This window comes from Bacteroides clarus YIT 12056 (assembly GCF_900129655.1).
Classification (GTDB): Bacteria; Bacteroidota; Bacteroidia; order Bacteroidales; family Bacteroidaceae; genus Bacteroides; species Bacteroides clarus.
The window spans coordinates 154,494-178,636 of the sequence record NZ_FQWK01000007.1 but is presented as its reverse complement, the minus strand read 5'-3'; the positions used below and the strand labels follow the sequence as shown (position 1 = coordinate 178,636).

At 49.2% G+C, this 24,143-nt stretch carries 14 protein-coding genes and 1 tRNA gene; 5 read left to right on the top strand and 10 right to left on the bottom strand.

Translation table 11 applies throughout. The features are described 5' to 3' along the window. The first annotated feature begins 586 nt into the window (after positions 1–586). From prfB to BUB52_RS13865, 5 genes are all read left to right on the top strand, one after another. On the top strand, positions 587–1,705 hold the full coding sequence (gene prfB / locus BUB52_RS13880; protein ID WP_009121776.1) for a peptide chain release factor 2: 1,119 nt from the start codon (positions 587–589) through the stop codon (positions 1,703–1,705). Between the two features lie 197 nt (positions 1,706–1,902). Further along, positions 1,903–2,037 (top strand): hypothetical protein, encoded by a 135-nt coding sequence (locus BUB52_RS15955; RefSeq protein WP_009121777.1) that lies wholly within the window; start codon positions 1,903–1,905, stop codon positions 2,035–2,037. A 12-nt stretch (positions 2,038–2,049) separates the two neighbouring features. After that, complete coding sequence (locus BUB52_RS13875) at positions 2,050–2,520, top strand: CYTH domain-containing protein (protein WP_009121778.1); 471 nt, start codon at positions 2,050–2,052, stop codon at positions 2,518–2,520. 32 nt (positions 2,521–2,552) lie between these two features. After that, positions 2,553–3,848 (top strand): MgtC/SapB family protein, encoded by a 1,296-nt coding sequence (locus tag BUB52_RS13870; RefSeq protein WP_009121779.1) that lies wholly within the window; start codon positions 2,553–2,555, stop codon positions 3,846–3,848. A 143-nt stretch (positions 3,849–3,991) separates the two neighbouring features. After that, positions 3,992–6,520, top strand: a complete 2,529-nt coding sequence (locus BUB52_RS13865) for a TonB-dependent receptor domain-containing protein (protein WP_009121780.1) — start codon at positions 3,992–3,994, stop codon at positions 6,518–6,520. A 5-nt stretch (positions 6,521–6,525) separates the two neighbouring features. On the opposite strand, the gene BUB52_RS13860 is transcribed toward BUB52_RS13865, so the two are convergent. The 10 genes from BUB52_RS13860 to BUB52_RS13815 all read right to left on the bottom strand — a co-directional run bounded on the left by BUB52_RS13860 (position 6,526) and on the right by BUB52_RS13815 (position 24,102). Further along, positions 6,526–8,358, bottom strand: coding sequence for an outer membrane protein assembly factor BamB family protein (locus BUB52_RS13860; RefSeq protein ID WP_009121781.1), 1,833 nt, complete (start codon positions 8,356–8,358; stop codon positions 6,526–6,528). A 136-nt stretch (positions 8,359–8,494) separates the two neighbouring features. Further along, positions 8,495–9,850 (bottom strand): glucoamylase family protein, encoded by a 1,356-nt coding sequence (locus tag BUB52_RS13855; protein ID WP_009121782.1) that lies wholly within the window; start codon positions 9,848–9,850, stop codon positions 8,495–8,497. A 174-nt stretch (positions 9,851–10,024) separates the two neighbouring features. Then, entirely contained in the window at positions 10,025–12,358 is a 2,334-nt protein-coding gene (bglX, locus tag BUB52_RS13850; protein WP_009121783.1) for a beta-glucosidase BglX, read from the bottom strand. A gap of 509 nt (positions 12,359–12,867) precedes the next feature. Continuing rightward, positions 12,868–14,391: a RagB/SusD family nutrient uptake outer membrane protein gene (locus BUB52_RS13845; RefSeq protein ID WP_009121785.1), complete on the bottom strand. Its 1,524-nt coding sequence runs from the start codon at positions 14,389–14,391 to the stop codon at positions 12,868–12,870. Positions 14,392–14,461: 70 nt separating this feature from the next. Next, entirely contained in the window at positions 14,462–17,500 is a 3,039-nt protein-coding gene (locus BUB52_RS13840; protein ID WP_009121786.1) for a SusC/RagA family TonB-linked outer membrane protein, read from the bottom strand. A 187-nt stretch (positions 17,501–17,687) separates the two neighbouring features. After that, positions 17,688–17,769 (bottom strand) — tRNA-Leu (locus BUB52_RS13835). A gap of 80 nt (positions 17,770–17,849) precedes the next feature. Next, complete coding sequence (locus BUB52_RS13830; RefSeq protein WP_009121788.1) at positions 17,850–18,881, bottom strand: S41 family peptidase; 1,032 nt, start codon at positions 18,879–18,881, stop codon at positions 17,850–17,852. 58 nt (positions 18,882–18,939) lie between these two features. Continuing rightward, positions 18,940–19,785 (bottom strand): DUF3316 domain-containing protein, encoded by an 846-nt coding sequence (locus BUB52_RS13825; protein WP_009121789.1) that lies wholly within the window; start codon positions 19,783–19,785, stop codon positions 18,940–18,942. Then, the gene (locus BUB52_RS13820; RefSeq protein WP_009121790.1) at positions 19,772–22,486 is read right to left on the bottom strand and encodes a DNA gyrase/topoisomerase IV subunit A; all 2,715 of its coding nucleotides are present in this window, start codon (positions 22,484–22,486) and stop codon (positions 19,772–19,774) included. Before BUB52_RS13820 ends, BUB52_RS13825 begins: the two co-directional genes overlap by 14 nt. 221 nt (positions 22,487–22,707) lie before the next feature. Next, positions 22,708–24,102: a polysaccharide lyase 6 family protein gene (locus tag BUB52_RS13815; RefSeq protein ID WP_009121791.1), complete on the bottom strand. Its 1,395-nt coding sequence runs from the start codon at positions 24,100–24,102 to the stop codon at positions 22,708–22,710. Positions 24,103–24,143: the final 41 nt, after the last annotated feature.

Here is a 24,143-nt window from a genome sequence, read left to right as displayed (position 1 = left end):
TTACAACATCCATTTCCAAAAAGGCGAAGCAACGGGTATATTGCTATTCTCCAAATAACCATGCAAGAGCAGACGGAATGTCACAAAACAACCATATCCCAGTCTTTAGTACCTAGTGATAAAGTTGTTTTTTATGATAATCTTATTTTATGTTTAATAATTAATAATAACTGACAGCCTTGCCGGTATATAGTCACAATATGGATATCATTCAACCGGTTTTCAGTTGACGATTCAACATCTTTGCCATATCAAAGTTCTAAAATAAGAAGGAATAAAAAACGATAGCTTGAAAGTAATGAAAGACATGATGGTAAATTCAGCTGCACTCCTATCTCCGTGTCATAAGTAACATGAGGAAACGAGCTAACAACAGACTGTCGGGACAAGCAGTAAAAGGACGAAGATGCAAAACAGAGGAAAGAGGGTGTTTAGGTAATGCCGAAGTTCCAGATGATGACTATTGCAATACCGGCCATGTTTGAAACTTCTCTTTTCAGGTTATTCCGCTAAAGGGACGGGTTTATGCGATTTTTTCAGACTTTTGCACTATCTTTGCGCTCCGAAAAGATAGAATTGAAAGCATATGATTACCATTGAACAACTGAAAGATATCAAGGAACGTACCGAAGCGTTGAACCGCTATCTGGACATTGAAGGAAAGAAAATACAAGTCGAAGAGGAACAATTGCGCACCCAGGCTCCGGGGTTTTGGGATGACCAGAAAGCAGCCGAAGCACAGATGAAGAAAGTAAAAGGTTTGCAGCAATGGATTTCCGGCTATAATGAAGTCAAGGTTATGGCGGACGAACTGCAACTTGCATTCGATTTCTACAAGGATGAGCTGGTAACGGAAGAAGAGGTGGATGAAGCCTATGCAAAAGCGTCTGCCGCCGTAGAAGCTCTTGAACTCAAGAATATGCTTCGTGAGGAAGCCGACCAGATGGACTGCGTACTGAAAATCAATTCGGGCGCCGGCGGTACGGAAAGCCAGGATTGGGCAAGCATGTTGATGCGTATGTATCTGCGATATGCCGAAACTCATGGATATAAGGCGACCATCGCCAACTTGCAGGAAGGCGATGAGGCCGGAATCAAGGCTTGTACCATTGAGATAGCGGGTGATTATGCTTACGGCTATCTGAAAGGTGAGAACGGTGTACACCGTCTGGTGCGTGTATCTCCCTATAATGCCCAGGGTAAGCGTATGACATCTTTCGCGTCTGTTTTCGTTACTCCGCTGGTAGATGATACGATTGAAGTGAATATCGAACAGGCGCGTATCTCTTGGGATACTTTCCGTTCCAGCGGTGCCGGTGGACAGAATGTAAATAAGGTGGAATCCGGCGTGCGTCTGCGCTATCAGTTCAAAGACCCTTATACAGGCGAGGAAGAGGAAATCCTGATTGAAAATACCGAAACGCGCGACCAGCCTAAGAATCGCGAGAATGCGATGCGTCAGTTGCGCTCTATCCTATACGATAAGGAACTTCAACACCGTATGGCGGAACAGGCAAAGGTGGAAGCCGGTAAGAAGAAAATCGAGTGGGGATCGCAAATCCGCAGCTACGTGTTCGACGACCGCCGCGTGAAAGACCACCGTACCAATTTCCAGACTTCGGATGTAAACGGAGTAATGGACGGTAAGATAGACGGTTTCGTCAAAGCTTACCTGATGGAGTTTGCGGGCGGAGACAACATTTAGTCCTTCGGCAGGTTAACATCATTGACCGGAACAAGTTAACCGGGTTGCGGGTAACAAGTTAATATCGTATATGCGGTAAGTTAACATCATATAATCAATGATGTTAACTTACCGCTTTTTTCTTTTATAAATGCTTGCAAACTTCCCGAATTTCCTTTTACTTTGTTTATCGTTGAACTTTAAACTAAAGAAACACCATGGGAAAGAGTAAAAAGAAAGTAATGCACAGCCGGAAAGAAGAACAACAAGCCAAGAAAGTACTGCTGATTATCGGAGTTGCCGCTTTGGTATTGGTAGTTGCCATGTTGGTTGGTTATTCCTTCTTGGGCTAATTAAAGATAAATATGCCGCAGGAGATAGAACGGAAGTTTCTCGTAAAAGGAGAGTATAAGTCGCAAGCATACGCGCAGAACCGCATCATTCAGGGATATATCAGTAGCGCGCGCGGACGGACGGTAAGAGTACGTATACGCGGCGGGCAGGGGTACCTTACCATCAAGGGGGCATCCGATACATCCGGAATCAGCCGTTACGAATGGGAGAAAGAGATTCCTTTGGCCGAGGCCGGGGAGTTGATGAAACTGTGCGAACCGGGCATTATTGATAAAACCCGTTATCTGGTACGCAGTGGAAACCATGTTTTTGAGGTAGACGAGTTCTATGGAGAGAATGAAGGGTTGGTAATTGCCGAAGTAGAGCTTTCCTCGGAGAACGAGCCTTTTGAGAAGCCGGACTTTATCGGGCAGGAAGTAACGGGAGATATTCGTTATTACAATTCACAGTTGATGAAGCGTCCGTTTAAGGAATGGAAGTAAACTAATCGCGTCCCGTAATTGTTAATTCGTATATGGAGAAACTATATCAATACCTGCCGGAAGAACTCGTCACTTTTATTTTGGTGACGGTGTTTTCTTTGCTTATAGGCCTTTCCTTGCGACGTATCAGTTTGAAACGCGAAGGGGAGACCACCTTGTTCGGTACAGACCGTACCTTTACTTTTATCGGCATTCTGGGTTATCTCCTCTATATTCTCGATCCGGTGGACTACCGCCTGTTTATGGGTGGCGGGGCTGTCTTGGGAGTGTTGCTTGCCTTGAACTATTACGTCAAGCAAGCCCAGTTCCACGTGTTCGGGGTTACCACCATTGTCATTGCGCTCATCACGTATTGCATTGCGCCTATTGTCGCTACGCAGCCCTCTTGGTTTTATGTAATGGTGATTGTGACCGTGTTGCTCTTTACGGAGTTGAAACATACATTCACCGAACTGGCGCAGCGGATGAAGAACGACGAAATGATTACGCTCGCCAAGTTCCTGGCCATTAGCGGTATCATACTTCCGATGCTGCCCAACGAAAATCTGATACCGGACGTCAACCTTACGCCTTATGGTATATGGCTCGCTACGGTAGTGGTTTCCGGTATTTCCTATCTTTCTTATCTGCTGAAGAGATACGTCTTTCGTGAATCCGGCATTTTGGTATCCGGTATTGTCGGCGGGTTGTACAGCAGTACCGCCACCATATCCGTGCTGGCGCGTAAAAGCCGTAAGGCGTCACCTCAGGAAGCGCCCGAATATGTGGCCGCCATGTTGCTGGCGGTCAGTATGATGTTCTTGCGGTTCCTGATACTGATCGGCATATTCAGCGTAGCTACCTTGACGGTTATCTATCCCTATCTGCTGATTATGTCCGCTGTTTCCGCCGGAGCAGCCTGGTTCCTGCATTCCAAGTGGAAGCGTCCCGCCGTATCGGGAGCGACCGATGAAGACGAGGACGGCAGTAACCCGCTGGAATTTAAGGTAGCGCTTATTTTTGCCGTACTTTTTGTGGTATTTACGATAGCCACCCATTATACGCTGATATATGCCGGTAAGGGCGGACTGACCTTACTCTCCTTTGTTTCCGGTTTCAGCGACATCACCCCGTTCATTCTGAATCTTCTGCAAGGTACGGGCAGCGTGCCTGTTTCGCTGATAACGGCTTGCAGTATGCAGGCGATAGTAAGTAATATCGCCGTCAATATGTGTTACGCACTCTTTTTCTCCGGTAAGAAGAGTTCGTTGCGCTCGTGGATATTGGGCGGCTTCGGATGCGTCATAGTTGCCAATGTGCTTCTGCTGTTATTCTTTTACTTCCTGTAAATCAACAGACTTTTCGCTTTTTTAACTCCGGTGTTCCGATAAATGCCGAAGAATGCCCTATTTTTGCCTAATCCATCGTGACAAAAGGTGGATAAAACCACCGCTAATACGAACAATAGTACTGACTAAAACAGGGGAACACCATGAAAACCAAATGGGCTGTGTTGCTGACGATATTCTTTATGGCTGTCGGAGCGACCGCACAAAATGCGACAAACTCTTCTTTTCAAATTAAGGGAATCCTGCTCGACTCGTTAACTCAGGAAGGAGAGCCTTATGCCACTATCAGGATTGTAAAGAAAGAAGCGCCTGCACATGCCGTTAAGATGCTGGTAACGGACATGAAAGGACAGTTTCAGGAGAAAGTGCCCGGTAACAAAGGAAACTTCATCATGACGATTTCTTCGGTGGGGCGGAGCGGCATCGTAAAGAACTTCTCCGTAAAACCGGGAGAGAAACTGGTGGATTTCGGCACTATCTACATTACGGATGCTTCCAACGAACTGGGGCAGGTGGAAGTCGTGGCGCAGAAGCCTCTGGTAAAGGCCGATATCGATAAGATAGAGTATAACATACAGGATGACCCTGATTCCAAATCGAACTCTGTTCTTGAGATGCTGCGTAAAGTACCCCTTGTAACGGTAGACGGTGAAGATAACATCAAAGTGAACGGCAGTAGCAGTTTCAAGGTATATGTCAACGGCAAGCCCAACAATATGATGAGCAATAACCCGACGGATGTTTTGAAAAGTATGCCCGCCAACTCCATCAAACATATCGAAGTCATTACCAATCCCGGCGCCAAGTACGATGCGGAGGGTGTCGGGGGTATCCTGAACATTGTCACCGTAGGCGGCGGTCTGGAAGGCTATACGGCCACGTTCAGCGGTAATGTAAGTAACCGTGGCGCCGGTGGCGGCGTATTCGGTACGGTAAAGAGCGGCAAACTGACTTTCAGCGCCCGCTACAATTACAATTATAACAACCAGCCTCGCAGCTATTCCGGTGGCAACCGGCGTACGGTCGGTGAAACGGACAGCGGTTCGTCCGACCTGGATTATAGCGGAACGAGCAAAGGAAACGGTAATTTCCAGTCCGGCAGCATGGAAGCCAGCTATGAAATCGATACATTGCGTCTGGTAACCATGTCCTTCGGCCTTTGGGGCGGCAAGAACAAAAGTAACGGGGAAACCGATGCGTCGGCCACACTTCCCGGTACCGCCGACGAGCTGTACAGCTATATTTCCGACAACCACAGTAAGAGCTCCTGGTATTCCATTGACGGCGGCATCGACTATCAGCGCCTGTTCCATGTGAAAGAGCGTATGCTTACGTTCTCCTATAAGATTAACACCCGTCCGCAGACCTCGGATTCCTATTCCGGCTATGAGTATGATATGGACAAGGTGGCTCCGGACTGGCAAGACTTTATGAGACGTATGCTCGACCAGCATAATGACGGTTCGCAAAGCACCACGGAACACACCTTACAGGCGGATTATACTACTCCTGTCGGCAAGATGCACACCATTGAGGCCGGAGCTAAATATATCCTTCGCAACAACAGTTCCGAGGACGACCGCTTTCAGCGTGGCGCAGGGCAGCAAGCCGATTATGAATTCGATGAAGACCATAGTTCGCACTACAAGCACTTGAATGACATCCTGGCTGCCTATGCCGGTTATTCTTTGAAGGTAAAAAAGCTGTCCGGCAGACTGGGCGTACGCTACGAGCATACCATACAGAATGTGAAATACCTTTTGGGCAGAGGCGAGAACTTCAAGAAAGACTTTGACGATGTAGTCCCTTCCGCCAGCATCGGCTGGAAGCTGACGGATATGTCCAACTTGCGTTTCGGCTATAACATGCGCATTTACCGTCCGGGCATCTGGTACCTGAATCCTTATCTCAATGACAGCAATCCCACCAATATCACACAGGGTAATCCCAATCTGGACAGCGAGAAAAGCCATGCGTTCAATTTGAGTTACAGTAACTTTACGCAGAAGTTCAATATCAATCTTTCGCTGCGCTACTCATTCACCAACAACAGCATCGAGCGTATCTCCGAGATGGTTCCCGATACAGACATTGAGGGACTGAAAGAAACGACCGGCAAGGAAGTGCTTTACTCCACTTATCAGAATATAGGCAAGACCAAATACGCCGGTTTAAGCGGATATATCAATTGGAATGCTACATCCAATACCCGTATTTACGCCAATGTTTACGGCAGTTACTCGTATATGGAAGGCGCCAACGGTCTCAAGAATGACGGTTGGAACCTGTTCGCTTACGGCGGCGCGCAACAGACCCTGCCCCATGACTGGCGCATCAGTCTGAACGTGTTCGGCCAGACACCCTGGGTTATGTTGCAGGGTAAAGGAAGCAGTTACTTCGATTACGGGCTGAGCGTGAACAAGTCTTTCTTCGACAAGCGTCTGACCCTCTCCGCTTTCGCCAGCAACTTCTTTAAGAAGTACATGAACAACACCGATACACTGGAAGGTACCGGTTTCATGCAGGAGAGCTGGAGCAAATACAGCCGCCAACGTTTCGGCGTCAGCGTCAGCTACCGTATCGGAGAACTGAAGGCCAGCGTCAAGAAGGCTGCCCGTTCCATCAGCAATGATGATGTAAAGGGCAACGGCGGCGGTGGTGGCGACAGGTAGAAGACTCAGTATTTGAGACAGGTAACCGTTCCGTCCATCGTCATGACAATCAGTCGCCTTTCTCCTGCGTTCTTCAAGGAGGTGACTGCCGAATGAGCCACTTTCCACTGCCAGGATATTCCGCTTCCGTCGGTTCGTACGGCGTGGACAACCCCGAACTCCGTGGGAATGAACACGTATTGTTCCGTCGTCTCCATACGGGTAGGGATAAAGTTGCTTTCGTAAGGCATTGCGGTATTCCAAAGCGGTGTGTAAACGCCTTTTGAAATATCTGCCGCGGTGATGTTGTTCTTGATGCCTTTGATATACATCGTCTTTCCGTCCGGTGAGAAACCGAGCGATTCGCGCCCTTTGGCTTCGTCCGAAGCCCAGAGAATCTCTCCTGTCGACGGCTGGAAAGCGCGTACGAAATAGTCGGAACTGAGTACGATAACCTGTTCCTGTTGCTTTCCGCCGTTTGCGGTGTATGGAAGAACTACCGGCCAGCAGGCTCCCGGTGAAAAGTATCTGCCGCGTCGGGTGTCGAATTCCCAGACTTTCTTTCCCGTTTTCCGGTCGATGGCATAGAACATTGCTCCCCACGTACCTATATAAACCCGTTCCCGGTCTGTGGCGGGGCGTGATTCGATATACCCTTTCAATCCCTCGCAAATCCAGTTGACCGTACCGTCCGCCGGATTGATGGAATAAAACTTCCCGTTGCTGCTGCCGATATAGACGGTATCATCCGCTACCGCAGGGCAGGCTACAATCGGGTAGCCGGTATCGTATTTCCAGCGCATGCTTCCGTCCTGTCTGTTCAGGGCGTAGACACAGCCGTCGCAGGAAGAAACGATTACCAGTTGCGGAGTAATGAAAGGAGCGGAGAATATCTTATTCCCGGTGCGGTACTTCCATAAGGTTTTTCCGCTGTCGGCGTCCAGCGCACGAACCACTCCGGCGGTATTGGTATAGATGTACAGGTTGCCGTCTATGCTTCCTTGCGAAGCGATATCCGTAACATCCTTGACAGTCCATACTTCCCGGATGGCGGGATGAAAGACGATAGTGTCCCATGCCGGGCGGGTTTCCGTCTTGATGATGCGTTCGCGGAACAGCAGGGTATCCCCCTTCAGGCTTACCAGGTTATATCCGCTTATCGGGTCTTTCCGTCTGAGGGAAGAGCGTCCTATCACTCCCGGAATGCCGTCGGCATCGTATGAGCGGTTGACGTGCAGGTGTCCGGCGAGTACGGCCTGCGTATTGCGTGTCTTAAGAATCCGAAGAACTTCCCGGCAATTGCTTAAATCGGCGTTCAGCGGGAAGTGATTGACGAAAATGACGGGTTGCGCCGCAGGTGTGGCATTGTATACGGAGTCGAGCCAGAGGATTTCCTCACGCGGGATATGGGGCGGTCCCATCCGCAGGCTCGGACCTGCTCCGCAACCGATGAAGCGCACCCCCTGCCAGTCATAGCAGAAATGTGACGCCCGGAATATCTTATCGAACATCGTACATCCGTTCTCGCTCCAGTTCACGTCGTGGTTGCCGGGCAACAGCAGGTAGGGTTTCCGGAAGCCTTTCAATATCTCCTCAAGTAATTGAAACTCTTTTGTATCGCCGAATTCCGTCACGTCTCCGCTCAGAATGGTGAAATCCACATCGGGGTTGGCATTGATATCCTCAACGGCCTGCCGTAAATCGTCTTCGGCGTAGGCGAAAGAGTTGAGATGAACATCGGTGAGCCAGGCAAAGGAGAAATTCCGCCGGTTGCCGGAGATGGAAGAGGGATGGCCGTCCTGTCCGTAGACAAGGAGTGACAGCGCCGTCACGCAGAGGGCTGATAGGAACTTTTTCATGATGATGATTGATTGGTGTTGCTCCAAAGATACTTAGTTTTATCCGGAAAACAAAAAGAGGATACGGCGAAACTCTGATTATGATAGCAAAATCAGCTTCGGCGTATCCTCTTTACAGGTACAAGAAAGAACGAAGTTATTCTTCGGCTGTGGCTTGCGGGGCGGTGAATCCTAACTTCTGCAATCCTCGCTGTACGTCCGGATGGCTCATAAAGAGCTTCCAGAGCAGTCCGCTGCGGTAGTTCTCAATCATTACGGCTATCGGGCCCTGGTCGATGGCAAGATAACGTTGCGGATACCAGTTGTCCGTTTCGCTGAAAGCGTCGTAGAATCCGTAAGGGCCGAATACTTTATCGCCCATTCCGTAGAGGTGGCGCATCACTTGTAATGAGTACTCCGGCGTATATACGATGGATGACAGGGCGGCGGTGGGAGAGATGACTCCCAGGTCGTCGCGCTCGTTGGGCGAGTGGGCGGCATATCCGTTTACGGAGTAGCTGGCGGTCAGCCCCCAGCAGTCCGGTCCGAAACCTTTGTAATGCTTGGGGTTACGGATGCAGTAGGCGCGGTTTACAAGCGTCAGGTTACGCATTTCGCCGAAGTAACCGGGGCAATATTCGTCTTTCAGTCCGTTGGGGTCAAGTCCCAGGAAAGAGTACTGCGCCCAGAACAGGGGGCCGGCTTCCGTACCTTGATACCGCAGATGCAGTTCGATACCCTCTACCTTATGCGGGCTGACGATGGCGCCGTTCTGCGCCCAACCTTCGTGGTATACGGCGGCAGGTACGCCATGCGTAGGCGAGGCGGCGGCAAGGATGTACATGATGAGGCATTCGTTGTAACCGTGTACGGGGAAGTTCATCTCCCAGCCGTATTCGGGACTCCAATGCCAGTAGAGTACGTTTTGGTCGCCCTGTCGGTAGAAGTTCCAGTCTACTTCCCGCCATAGCTTGTCGATGCGGGCGGCGAGGGCTTTCTCTTGCGGGCTACCGCCTGCATAGTACTGGTGTACGGCAAGGAGAGCCTGCATTACGAAAGCGGTTTCTACAAGGTCGCCGCCATTGTCTTTCTGCCCGAAGGGCTTTACCCGCCCCGTATCGCCATACCACCAATGGGGGTAAGCTCCATGAAAGCGGTCGGCGGTCTCAAGGAAAGAAACGATGCGTTCCATGCGCGCCAGTCCTTCTTCACGGGTGACGTAGCCCCGGTCGATACCCGCGAGCACTGCCATGATACCGAAACCGCTGCCGCCGGATGTCACTACGTTTTGGTCGTTTTCGGGGTATACTCCATCCATGTGGATGCGCTCGCGCGCGAGTCCGCTGTTGGGTTCGGCCCCGTCCCAAAAGTAATTGAAGGTTCGGCGCTGTACTGTGTCCAGCAGGGCGTCGTCGCTCAACGTGCCGGACGTTCCGTCGGATTTTTTGGTACCGCAGGCTCCTGCGAGGAACAATAGCAGGAGAAGCGGGATATAGATGTTTACTGATTTCATACTGTTTACGTGCAATGATTTATATACTGGCGGGAGAATTTTTTCCCCGTAAGGAAACGGCGGTTCCCTCAGGGAGAAACACCCGTTTCCCCGGTGGGGAATTTCGGTTTCTCCGGTAGGAAACTGAGATTCCCCCGGATAAAACGGTTGGTATCCTCAGGAGAGACGGATTGTTTACTTCAAGGTGATGCGCGCCGTCTTGGTGGCCTGACTGCTTCCCCCGATGAAGAGGTCGAACTCTCCGGGCTCGGCTACATGGTTCAGGTCGTAATCATAGAAGCGCAGCAGCTCCGGAGTAATCTTGAAGGAAACGGTCTTGCTTTCGCCTGCACGAAGGAATACCTTTTCAAAGCCTTTCAGCTCGCGTACGGGGCGGGTGATGCTTCCTACAAGGTCGCGGATGTATAGCTGTACGACTTCCGCACCGTCGCGTTTTCCGGTGTTGGTTACGGTGACTACGGCGGTTATGGAACCGTTCTGTCCCATCGACGGGGTGCTCAGGGCGATGTCGCTGTACTCGAAGGTGGTGTAAGACAGGCCGTATCCAAAGGGATAAAGCGGCTCGTTGTCCACGTCCAGGTAGTTACTGCGGAACTTCTCGAACCATTTGCCTGCCTGCAGCGGACGTCCGGTATTCTTGTGGTTGTAGAACAACGGTATTTGTCCTACATTCTTCGGGAAAGTCATCGTCAGTTTGCCGCCGGGGTTGACATCTCCGAACAATACATCGCCTATGGCATAGGCGGCTTCGCTTCCGCCAAACCATACGTTCAGTATGGCGGGCACGTTGTCCTGTTCCCAGGTCAGTGTCAGCGGGCGTCCGGTGAAGAGGGTGAGTACTACGGGCTTGCCTGTTTTCAGCAAGGCTTCCAGCAGTGAACGCTGTACGTCGGGCAGGTCGAGGTTGGTACGGCTGGAACTCTCGCCGCTCATTTCGGAAGATTCACCGAGCGCGGCTACGATAACGTCCGCGCCGGCGGCTGTTTTCAGGGCTTCGTCCAGCAGTTCCTTGTCCGTACGGTTGTCCCGGTTCAGGGAACGTCCGAACATGGTGGCGCGCTCTTCGTAGGCGGCATCGCCGATGAGGTTGCTGCCTTTGGCGTATGTGATGTTCACTTTGCCGGACATCATCTCCTTCAGTCCTTCATACAGAGAGGGGTAGTCGTTGAGGCGTGCGGCTACGCTCCATGTTCCGGGCATATTGCTGCGTGTATTGCCCAACGGGCCTATGACGGCTACGGTTCCTTCTTTTTTCAGCGGAAGCAGCGGCTCGGGCAGAGAACCCGGATGTTGCTTGATGCTGCCGTTCTTTAGCAATACAAAGCTCTCGGCGGCAATACGGCGTGCGGCGGCGCGGTGTTCTTTGGTGAAGATGTCGCGTGCGGGACGGTTCACATCGCAGTATTTATAGGGATTGTCGAAAAGTCCTAACTTATACTTGGCTTCGAGGATACGGCGGCAGGCCGCATCGAGGGTTTTCATGCTTACCTTGCCCGCCATGACGGACTTCTTGAGTGTGCCGACGAAGCCTTCGCTTACCATATCCATGTCTACACCGGCATTGAGGGCACGCGCGGAGACGGTTTGCAGGTCGCCGATGCCATGTTCTATCATCTCGGATATACCGGTAAAGTCGGTCACTACAAAGCCGTTGAAGCCCCATTGCTTGCGGAGAACATCGGTCATCAGCCATTTGTTGGCTGTGGCGGGTACGCCGTCTATCTCGTTGAAGGATGCCATTACGCTTCCCACGCCTGCCTCTACGGCGGCTTCGTAGGGGTACATGTATTCGTTGAACATACGGTTGCGGCTCATGTCTACCGTATTGTAGTCACGGCCTGCCTCGCCCGCTCCATAAAGGGCGAAGTGCTTGACGCAGGCAAGGATTTCGTCATTGCGCCTGAGTTGCTCGGAGAGGTTGGCTCCCTGATAACCGTAGACCATCGCTTTGGCAATCGCTCCACCAAGGAAGGGGTCTTCACCGCTACCTTCGCTGACACGTCCCCAACGCGGGTCGCGGCTGATGTCTACCATCGGACTGAATGTCCAGGAGATGCCGTCGGCGCTGGCTTCGACGGCAGCGATGCGCGCGGACTCCTGAATGGCGGCCATATCCCAGGTGCAGGACAATCCCAGAGGGATGGGGAAGATGGTTTCGTAGCCGTGTATCACGTCCATGCCGAAGAGCAGGGGAATACCCAGTCGTGAGTTTTCTACTGCCAGCTTTTGTACGTCGCGTATCTTGGCCACTCCTTTCAGGTTGAAAAGACCGCCGACGAGCCCTTGCTCAATCTTCTTGGCTACGTCACTGCTTTTAGCTTGCCCGGTAGTGATTTCACCGGTGACGGGCAGGTTTAATTGCCCTATTTTCTCCTCTACGGTCATTCGCTTTATCAGTGCATCGATAAAGCGATCCATATCTTGGGGGGATTTCTGCGCCTGCAGTGTGGCAGCGCCTATAAAGGCGGTTGCGAGTAGCAGGCTGGTTCTTTGGAAAAACTTCTTCATAATATGTTTCTTTTAATATGTATTTTCTAATACGGTTCTTTACATATATTTCTTTGCGTATGTCTTTTAATATGCTTTTACATACGTTTTTGCATATGCTTTTATATATGCTTTTTGCATATGTTTTTATATATGCTTTTTAAGCTGGATAATGAATATAGGTCTTTCTAAGTTAAAGCCTGAAAGGCTTTTATCTCCAAGCCCGGGGCAACGCCCCGGGATATTGCAGATGATTAACATTGCGCCCTGTAAGGGCAAAATCCTTGTGTATGAATCTTTTGCCCTTACAGGGCGCAAGACACAGAGGGCTTTTTATACCCGGGGTGTTACCCCGGGCTTGGAGATAAAAGGCTTTCAGCCTTAGGTGCGTTATCATGCTGTATGGTGCTAATCATTAATCACTAACCTCTAATGATTAATGACTAATCATAAACCACTAATCATTCACCATTCACCATTAATCACTAATCACTAATCACTAACCTCTAATCACTAATTACTAATTACATTTAATAATTAGGATTCTGTACCAGCACCCCGTTCGATTTGTCAATCTCGTCTTGTGGCAATGGCAGCAAGGCGTTCTTATCCTGGTAGTTCTTTCCGGCGGCTTGCAACACTTCTTTGGCAATTCCCCAGCGTACGAGGTCATAGAAACGGTCGGGTTCCAATGCCAACTCTACACGGCGTTCGTGACGAATGGCATCACGCAGTGTATTTTGGTCGGTAGACGTAACTTTGGGAAGTATGCTGCTGTCCGTACCGCGTGCATGGGCGCGAACCTGTTCCAGATAGTCGATGGCCTCGCCCGAAATACCTTTCTCGTTGGCGGCCTCGGCAGCCATCAGCAATACGTCCGGGTAGCGGATAATGCGGATGTTTACCCAAAAACCGTCTTTCGTATATTTCTTACGCAGCTCGGGTTCGGTATATGCCTTTTTGTTGAAGTAAGCTCCCATAGCGGTAGACACAGGAGATTCACCGTAAGGCTTATTGGTATTTTCCGGGGTAATGGGGTCACTGATGCTTCGGCGGAAATAGAGTAAGGATGCGTCTTTACGGGGGTCGCCGGGCTCGAATGCCTGGCCTACCAGCGTGGTTCCCATATGCCAGCCCCAGCCGAGATCCCAATCGCCTGCACCGCGCACACCTTGCACCTGACAGAACTGGCTGCCGATGACATCACTGTTTTTCAGCGCGTCGGTCGATTCGCATTGCAATTCGAACACGCTTTCGCCGCAATTCTCACCCTCAACGGTAAAGACTTTATCCACAGGAGTGTTCAGGTTGTAGATACCGGACTTGACTACTTCGGTAGAAGCGTCGTACATATTATCCCAATCGTTGCGCATCATATAGGTACGGGCGTGCAGCGAACGCGCGGCTCCCCATGTGATACGTCCGGTATACTCGGAAGTCCACGTCAGCGGCAGGCATTTCTCGGCCTCGGCGAGGTCTTTGTCTATTTGCTCGTATATCTTGTCCGCAGTGGTTTTGGGCACGTTGGCGTCGGATGCCTCTTTCACTTTGAAGGTTACCAACGGCACTTCTCCCCAGGCGCGTACAAGGTTGAAGTAACAATAGGCGCGGAAAAACAGGGCTTCGCCTTTGGTACGTATATTCTCCAAATCATCTTTGTTTCCGCTGTTCTCCAGGTCGTCGAGGATTTCGTTGCACTGGTAGATGATTTTATAATTCTGTCCCCAATAGGCGCTCAGCGTGCCGTTGGAGGCTGTGTACTGGAAATCATCCCACATATCTGCCTGGTCGGCGCCGTCGCCGGCATCGCTTCCTTTTTCGGAATCCTCGCTGCGTACCATGTGTATCATGAAAGCGGGTATGCCGGCAGTGATGTTATAGCTGCGCATCAGGTAGTATACGTTGTACATCTTTCCGCCGATAAGGGCGTTGGGGGCATCGTCTTCGGTGAACTGTCCCAGTGGGTCACGGTCGAGGAAGTCGTTACAGGATGTCAGGGCAAAGGTGGTGAGTGTGCCTGCTATCAGGGTTAATATCTTATTCTTTAGTTTCATAATTTTCCTATTATAGATTTAATAAAGTACTGTTATTCCGCAGGGGAACTTTGTTCCGGCGCTATGCCGGTTAGAATGTCAGATTGAAGCCGAATGTGTAAATGGCCGGCATCGGATAGCTGCCGTCGTCTACACCGAAAGCAATGGCCGTGCCACCCAGTTCGGGAGTGTAGCCGGTGTTGTGCTTCCAGGTTTTCAGGTTCTGGATGTTGACATAGAGTTTCAAGGCCTGCATGCCGATTCTGGATATCAGGGTCTTGTCGAAGTTATACGCCAACTGTACGTTGCGGATACGGAAGAAGCTGCCGTCTTCGATGTAGTACTCGGAATTCATATTGTTGATGGTATGCTTCGTATTCAGCAGGGGCTGGGTATTGCTTGTACCCGGTCCGTGCCAACGGTCCATGCGTTGTTCCATGAAGTTGAACTGGCTCCAGTTGTAATTGTCCCATGTGCGGAATATCTGGTTGCCGCCTTGTCCCATCATGTCGATGCCGAGTTCCCAGTTTTTATAGTTGACGCCGAGAGTGATGCCGTAAGTGACATCGGGGGTAGGGTCGCCTATCATGGTACGGTCGGCAGTGGTGATTTCACCGTCACCGTTCACATCCTTGAACTTCAGGTCGCCCGGTGTAACGGTGGCCAGGGTGTTCTTGGGAGACCGGGCGATTTCTTCGTCTGTCTGGTACACGCCTTCCACCTTGTAACCGTAGAAGTAACCGATAGGATAACCGGCCATCGTATAGCTTTGGCTCTTGTCGCCGGCGATGATTGAGTAACCGTCCTGTACGAGGCTCAATACCTTGTTCTTGATTGTAGTGAGGTTGGCGCCTACGTTATATCCCCAGTCGCCGATTTGGTCACGCCAGTTGATGGCGAGCTCCACACCTTTGTTCTCTATGGAACCGAGATTACCGATGCCCGGAACCGTACCGGAGATGCCCGGCACTTCTGCCAGCAGGTCTTTGGTGGTTTTCTTGTAATATACACCCTCGAAGTGCAGGCGGTTGCGGAAGAAGTTGGCTTCTGCGCCTACTTCCCAGGCTTCCACTTTCTCCCAACGGAGATTGGGATTGGGCAGGTAGGACAGTTGGTAGCCCGGATAGATGGCGGACGGCTTGCCGAATACGGCAGAGTAGGCATTGGTGAGCAACGGCTCGGCAGGGTAGGCCTTATCCAGATTCTGATTGCCGAGCGTACCCCATGAACCTTTCAGTTTCAACATATCCAGCCAGGTGATGTCTTTCATAAATTCCTCTTCGGACATCAGCCAGCCTGCACCGACGGAGTAGAAATTCTGCCATTGGTTGCCGGTGTAGGAGAATGCGGAAGAACCGTCACGACGGAACGAACCGTTGAACAGGTATCTGCCTTTGTAGTTATAGAGCACACGTCCCAGCATGGATACGGTGCTGCGCTCCCATTGCTTGCTTTCGTTGGTGGCTGTTGCCGCATCGCCGATGCTGACGTACCATTTGTCGGGATTGTCGGGAATGACCAGACCTACTCCTTGCGTACGTTCTCCGCCCAGCATCTCCAGCTTATTATAATAGGTGGTGAAACCGGCGGTGGCGGTCAGGCTATGCTCGCCCCAGGTATTGGTGTAGGTCAGCAGGTAGTCGCTTTGTACTTTGGCTTCGGTTTCCTTGGACTGTTTCACTCCGGTCTTTCCGTTGCCGAGGGTCACGACGTTACCTTCTACGCTGCTGTCGAATACGGTGATGATAGGAGTGTAGGTGCGGCTGCTGTTGGAAGCGTAGTCCATGGAGTACATCACTTTGAACTGGAAGTTTTTCAGGAAGTCCCATTGACCGTATACGTTGCCCGACGCGCGGTAGTTCTCCGCACGGGTGGTATTGGCTTTCAAGCCTACATCGACCATCGGGTTGTTCATCTGCGCTTTCTGAAAACCGGGCAGGGTGGTGTACAGGCCGTATTCCGCATTGTATACGGGAGCTACCGGAGCGGCACGGAGGGCTGTTGCCACACTCTTGGTATCGGCAGGCAGTATGCGTGCGCCGTTAAACTGGAAGCCGACTTTGAAGTTGTCCGTAACTTTATAATCGTTGCTTACATTCAGCGTGACTTTGCTGTATTTCTCGTGCTTGATATTGCCTTGCTCGTAGGCGTAACCGGCTCCGAGATAGAAGCTGTGCTTGGCGGAAGCGCCCGTGATGCTGACGTTGTTGTTGGTGATGAATCCGGTCTGGAAGATTTCATCCTGCCAGTTGGTATTGCCCGTCCAGGGGGTGAAATCGAATTCGGGATTGCCTTCGTTTCTTAGCTGTTCGTTATAGAGCTCCTTGAAACCGGCCGCATCGACCATCGCAATCTTGTTCGTTACGGTTTTGAAACCGAACGAACCGTTGATGTTGACACGTGTCTGCCCTTCTTTGGCCTTCTTGGTGGTAATGATGATGACACCGTTGGCGCCTCGTACACCGAAGATGGCGAGGGATGACGGGTCTTTCAGGATTTCCATGGACTCGATGTCCTGCGGATTGAGGAAGTTGATGTTGTCGTTGAACAGGCCGTCTACTACATACAGCGGTTTGTAGCCGTTGATAGAGTTTGTGCCGCGCACACGTATTTCCGGGTCTGCACCGGCTTTACCGGAGTTGATGACCTGTACGCCGGCTATCTTTCCTTGCAGGGCGGCTACCGGGTTGACCACGGGCTTGTTGGCGATTTCATCCCCTTTGATATTGGTGATGGAACCGGTAAGGTCGCGTTTCTTGGCGCTACCGTACCCGATGACGACTGTCTCGGCAAGCATCTGCGAATCATCGTGCATCTGCACGTCGACAATACTCCGGTTGCCCACTTTGACGGCCTGCTTCACCATGCCTACATAGGAAAATTCCAAAGTGGCTTCGGGTGGCACCTGAATGGAATACTTTCCGTCAATGTCCGTAATGACACCGTTGGAAGTACCTTGTTGCAGTACGGACGCTCCGATGAGCGGTTCTCCTGTAGCATCGGTCACCGTACCGGTCACTGTCTTGTTCTGAGAGAAACCGGGAGTTGCTGCGAGGAGCAGACATGCTATCAGAAATAGATTTTTCAGCCAAAAGGCTCTCTTCATAGGAAGTTTAGGTTTTTTCTTCATTGCATAAATTTTTAGTGGATAACTAACTTGATTGTTTCCTCTGAAACAATCGGGATGCAAAAAAGATTTCAGACCTTTATATATCTCCGGTTTTTAACACAATCCGTGAGGAAAGGGGAAAGAAAAAAGAAGATGTATGGTAATACATCTTCTTTCTCTGTTGTTTGTCTTTTAAAAAAATAAACTGTGCGGGTGATAGGACTCGAACCTACACGCCTCACGGCACCAGATCCTAAGTCTGGCGCGGCTGCCAATTACGCCACACCCGCAAGGGATTTCCCGTTAAGCGGTGCAAAGATAAGAAGTTTTATCGGTTTTACAAGCAAAAGCGTAAAGAAAGTTATTCATTTCATTCCGGAGTCCATTCGCCTTTGAGGAAAGCCCGGGCTTTTTCGATGATAGTGTCTATATGCTTTGCTTCATCCGTTTCATCCATATCGATTTTAATGTCGGGGTCTATTCCCCATTCTATCTGTTCCATGTCGACACTGAAATGCGGACTGGCGGAAAAACGCACTGTCCACCCGTTAGGAAGTTCGGAAGTAAAGGGCATACCGGAACCGCCACCGGTTTTGTCACCTATGATGGTGACATTGGGCAGGCAGCTCATCTGGTTGACAAAATCGTTGGTTGCACTGTATGAGCGGCGGTTGGTGAGGACTACTACTTTCTTTTGCCAGCGTATGCTGTTACTGGGTTCTAATTCTATGGGGTAGGGTTCGGAGAAATCATTGTGTCCCTTGCCGGTTTTATGGCGGATGTATCCGGTTAGTACTTTTTCGTTGGTGAAACGGGCGGCAATGCGTGTGGAGTTGGTTACGTTGCCACCGCCATTACTGCGTACGTCAATGATAAGTCCGTTGCATACGGCGAGATAGGAGAGTATCTCATCCAGATTTCCATTGCCTATTCCCGAGGAGAAGCTTTCGTAACGCATATAGCCGATGTTGTCTTCGAATATTTTATACTTGACGCCTGCGGCGGTACGGTAGTCGGTACTGGCTTTACCCAGATAGGTGTCTTCTACAATATCTTCGCGGAAGTTACGCGGATAGTTCTGATACCATGCGTCATAATACGATACATTGTGGGCGGAAGCTAAGTTTACGTGTCCGTCTTGCAGCTCATTCAGCATGTTTCCCAGTACTTCAAATAACCCTTCACTGCTCATAGTGTTGGTAATAAGCTTGCTGTATTTGGCATGGATGGCATCCCAGTCGATTTGCTTGTATTCCAAGAAACAATACTGTTCGTCGATAATCTTCCATAAGGCTTCGAAGTTCCCCTGTGGAGAATTGGTGACTTCTTCTTCGCGGATGCAACCGCTCAGCAAAGGAAGTACAACCATCAGAACCATTATCTTTTTAAGAAATCCCGTCATCTTATCATTCACCGTTTATCACCTTATCACTCTATCACTTTACCGCCTTGTTACTCTATCACCTCTTCTTCTTATTATTCAATAAATACAGTTCCTTTACAAAGCCTACCATGAATACGTGTGAGTAGGTATGTGTTTTTATATCGTTTACTTTGGATTGCTGAGCGTCCCATATATAGGCAAAGCGCATTTTGGCGCGTCCTATCGGGAAGTCTGCCGTAAGCATCTGCCGTAATGAAGGCTGGTTGTGCAGTGAAGTGAATTTGACCACTCCGCTACTGTTTCCTAATGAGAAGATTTCATAATAGGACTGGCCGTAATGCGGCGAGAACATCACTCCCATTAAGGGCAGGTTGACCTGATAACGTAATGTAAGCGGATAGTTTTTGATGCGTAAGTCCCAAATGGCCATACCCGATGCGTCCAGATTGATGTAAGCGCGTGCCGATGCCGGATTGTTGGTATTACGCAGGTTGTAGACAAAACCGCCGTTCAGGTCGGCAAGGCCGCCGGCGAGCAACTTGAAGTTACTCGTGACAGGGAAGTTATAGTGCAGACCATAATTCCAATTCGCTAATGCGGAGAATGTGTTGTTATTATCCACTTTGTTATGGGCATAACCTAAATCGGCCTGAAAGAAACTCTGCAAAGACAGCTTGCCGTCCATCCATCTGGTCATGCGCATACTTTCGCGGGAAACGCGGAAATCTATTCCGGTATATTCCTGGGGGGACAGATAGGTGTCGAATACATTCGTGACACCTACGCCATACATGGTAGCACGGGTTACGAGACGGCTTTGTTCCAATCCTTCCGCCTTTACAGGAAGCTGCGCCCGTATGGCGTTGCAGCATAGCAGCAGAACCGTACAGAGAACCGGCATTACCGCTTTAGGTAGTTTCATGTTCCTTGCTGTCATTATTATCAGAGAACAATTTCATTTGTCCTGTCAGTTCGTCCAATATGTCGCTTTCGCTTTTCCCGTGATCCGGGTCCAGTATTTCAACTTCTTCCTCGTCGTTGCTCTCAGGGGTTTGCGGGACTTCCGGCTGACGGGTAGGCTCTAATTCGTTGATAGTTTCCAGCGTGTAGGTAGTCAATCGCTTGCCTTTGGCTTTGAAACCTTTTACTGCGATAAACTCGTCTGCATCGATTACCAACGGCTCACGGAAGTTGTCATGACCGCCGAATATAACTTCCAGTCGCGGATAATATTCGTCAGTCAACAGGATGAGACGATTGTCCTTGTTCTCACCTAGATAGTTCTGCTTGCGGTTACTTGCCTCGAAACAAAAACGTTTGATGTACGGATAACCTTGTTGGTCGGCATCATACAGAACGGCTGTCCATACTTTGCTCGAATCATATTTCTCCAACACCCGTATGTTGTCTTCGTAGTGATTGTTCACATCGAAATTGCTGGTGTAGAACTCGCCGTTGTTCAATACCACCAGGATTTGCTCGTCACTTTGGAACTCGCCGAGGTATTCTCCGCGACCGTCATAGTTGAGGCGCAGGACATCTTGGTCGAACCATACTTTGCGCCCGCCCAATGTGGAACCGCCGCGTTGCTTCAGAGCTATCTTGTGAACCGGGTTACGGGTGAGTATATTGCCCATGGCCTGACGGCCTTTGATATTTATCTGGCTGAAATCTTCTTCGAAGATGATGCGGCGTATACGCGGATTGGGCTTGAGCGTTACTTTGATGACTTCGGCCTCACCGTTGGGGTTGGCCGTGAAATATACGATACGTGAGTCGGGCGTGCCTTGTGTCACGTCATATTCGCGGTCGCGTACTACGGAAGTCACGGCGAAACGCTTGATATAATGCGTACCTTCTTTTCCGTCACGGTAGACGACATTGTAGATAGTGCGTTTGTCGTTCTTCTTGAATACGTTGGCATAGAGTATGTTCTTGCCTACGAATTTCTTGTCTGCCACCGGAGTGATGATGTAACGTCCGTCGCGGAAGAAGATGATAACATCGTCGAGGTCGGAGCAATTGGCTATGAATTCGTCTTTTTTCAGGCCGGTACCGATGAAACCCTCTTCGCGGTTGATGTATAATTTTTCATTGGCTTCTACCACTTTGGTAGAGTCGATGGTATCGAAATTACGTAATTCGGTACGGCGCGGGAAGCCTTTTCCGTACTTCTCTTTCAGCATGCGGAACCAGTCTACCGTATATTCCACGATATTGGCCAAATGGCGGTCTATCTCCTCGATGTCCGCCTTCATGCGGGCAATCAGTTCCTCTGCTTTGTCGGAGTTGAACTTGAGGATACGAGCCATTTTTATCTCCATCAGTTTGAGGATATCCTCTTTGGTCACCTCACGGATAAATGTGGGATAATAAGGTGTCAAACGTTCGTCGATGTGCTCGCAGGCTGCATCCATGTTTTTGGCCTGCTCAAATTCCTTATCTTTATAGATACGCTCTTCGATGAATATCTTCTCCAATGAAGAGAAGTGTAAGCTTTCCAGTATTTCGTTTTTACGTATTTCCAGTTCCTGGCGTAATAAAGCCAGTGTATTGTCCACCGATTTTTTCAATACGGCGCTGACGGTGAGGAAGTGAGGTTTCTGCTCGTCGATGACGCAGCAGTTGGGTGAGATGCTGACTTCACAATCCGTAAAGGCGTAAAGCGCGTCAATCGTTTTGTCTGATGATACGCCGGGAGCAAGATGAACCAATATCTCTACGCTTCCGGAAGTAAGGTCTTCTACTTTCTTTATCTTGATTTTCCCCTTTTCGCTTGCTTTGACGATAGAATCGCAGACACTGGCTACCGTTTTTCCGTAAGGTATCTCTCGGATAACGAGTGTTTTGTTATCCACCTTTTCTATTTTGGCTCGTACCCGTACGGCTCCGCCACGTTCGCCGTCATTGTATTTCGATACATCGATATTGCCGCCTGTCTGAAAATCGGGATAGAGTTTGAATTCTTCCTTATGCAGGTATTTTACGGATGCATCGCAAAGTTCGTTGAAGTTATGTGGTAATATCTTGGAAGAAAGACCTACGGCAATACCTTCCACGCCTTGTGCCAGCAGCAAAGGGAATTTGACGGGTAAGGTTACCGGTTCCTTGTTACGTCCGTCGTATGACAGTTTCCACTCTGTTGTCTTAGGATTGAATACTACATCGAGCGCGAACTTGGAAAGGCGCGCTTCGATGTAACGGGGGGCGGCTGCGCTGTCTCCCGTAAGAATATTACCCCAGTTTCCCTGACAGTCGATAAGCAAATCTTTTTGGCCGAGTTGTACCAGTGCATCACCGATGCTGGCGTCACCGTGCGGGTGAAACTGCATGGTATGTCCCACGATATTGGCCACCTTGTTGTAGCGCCCGTCTTCCATACGCCGCATGGAGTGCAGAATACGCCGTTGAACAGGTTTCAATCCGTCCATGATGTGAGGTACGGCACGTTCCAGGATTACGTACGAGGCGTAATCCAAGAACCAGTTCTGATACATACCGCTCAGCTGATGCTTGATGCTTACATCATTGGTATCCGCAGGTTTATAATCTGAATGTCCTTCGCTCCCTGCCGGGAGTTCTTTATCCAAATCGTCTTTTGCTCCTTCAAAGTCTTCGCTCATATTTGTTCGGGAATTGTCTATTCATGAATAACTGTTGCTTTGACAGTTGCAGGCAAAAATACGAACTTTAATCAATAAATGAAAATGTTTTTATTTGTATTTCTGGAAACCAATGATTTGTAACAGTATAAAGTTTTAAGCGTAAAATCTCACCATAGTTGCCATAGTCTACTTTAAGGCAAGCTATAGTTCCCTAAAATAAAAAGCAGGATTATTGTATTTTAATATTTACTTAAAATGTAACGTATGTCTTTTGCCGTACTTGGATACCAAACCGCTCCTGCTTTTTCCAAGCATTCCCGAACTCTTGTTTGCTCTTTTGCATCATGATTCTCTGCTTGTAATAAGCGTTTGAATCCGGGAGATTTAATAATGAGCCCATCTGCCCAAACGTATCGATTTTCCATAAAATAGAAACCTGATAATGTTTTTTCCGGATAGGATATTCGAATGTTATTGGTTTTGTTGCTAAAATAATTGTAAGCTAAACGTACATTCCGAGGCTCTTTATCGCCGCTTCCGGAACCTAAATCGATCGTTTTACAGTCTATAAAAGCATTATGGGATATATCAATGTTTTCAGCCCTATGATAAGAGGTTAGTGGTTCCTTTTGAATATCGGTACTGGCATTCGGACGTTCGTATATGCCCATGCGTACCAGTAATCCAAAACCACCTAAGCGGCAAAGCAAATTATCGTATACGGTGTGTCCTTGATTGATAAGACGGATGCCACAGGTTCCCTCAATATTATTACCGACAAAAGTATTAGATTCTAATATATTATCATGGCCATGCCGGCAAACTAAACCGCCACGTGATTCAAAGAATAGATTACGGCGCAGAATATTATGACAGGATTTAACCGATATGATTTCATTCTCTCCATCGCAATGCAGAAAAACATTGTCTTCCACCAATGTGTGGGATTCTAACTGTGACGACCAAGAGTTGCCTATACGGATAATTTCAGCGCCGTTTCCGCCGTAAGGCTGGCGTGCTCCAAATATATTATGATCAATTTGATGATTATTTAGATGGTCATATTCATTTAACCATATCTGAAGTATCAATCCGCCAATGCGTTTATTCGCAAAATAGCAGTGGTCTATACGGATATTCTTTCCATGCAACCCTAACCAATATTCACTGACTGTAATAGGGTCTACCCCTTTTACCGGTTTTTCACTTTTATCCGGACCGTTACAATCGTCCATTACACAATTAGTAAATCGGCAATGGGAAGCATACACACCATCTTCTTTTTGGAATTCAATCATACATAAATCTTTTGCCCATGCTTTATGGAAAAACAATCCTTCCATTTGCAGATATTGCCCGTATACTCTCATCTTCAGAGCACCTGAAATAACGGCTTTTCCTGCATGTTCAGCTCTTAATTTGATAGAGTCGGTATTTGTTCCTCGGGCGGAAAAGTCTACTTCTCCCAATCCGGCATATATCCCGTCACGTAAAATTACTTCATCGCCGGGTCGCAAAGTGTTATTGCCTAAAATCTCTTTTAACTTACTAATGTCAGCAGGTGTTACGTAGTAGTCTTTTGCCTGAATGGTTAGACTGCTGAAACATAAAAATAAAATCCAAATCTTTTTCATATTCTAATATCTTAAACTTTTATCTTAAACTTTTTATAATC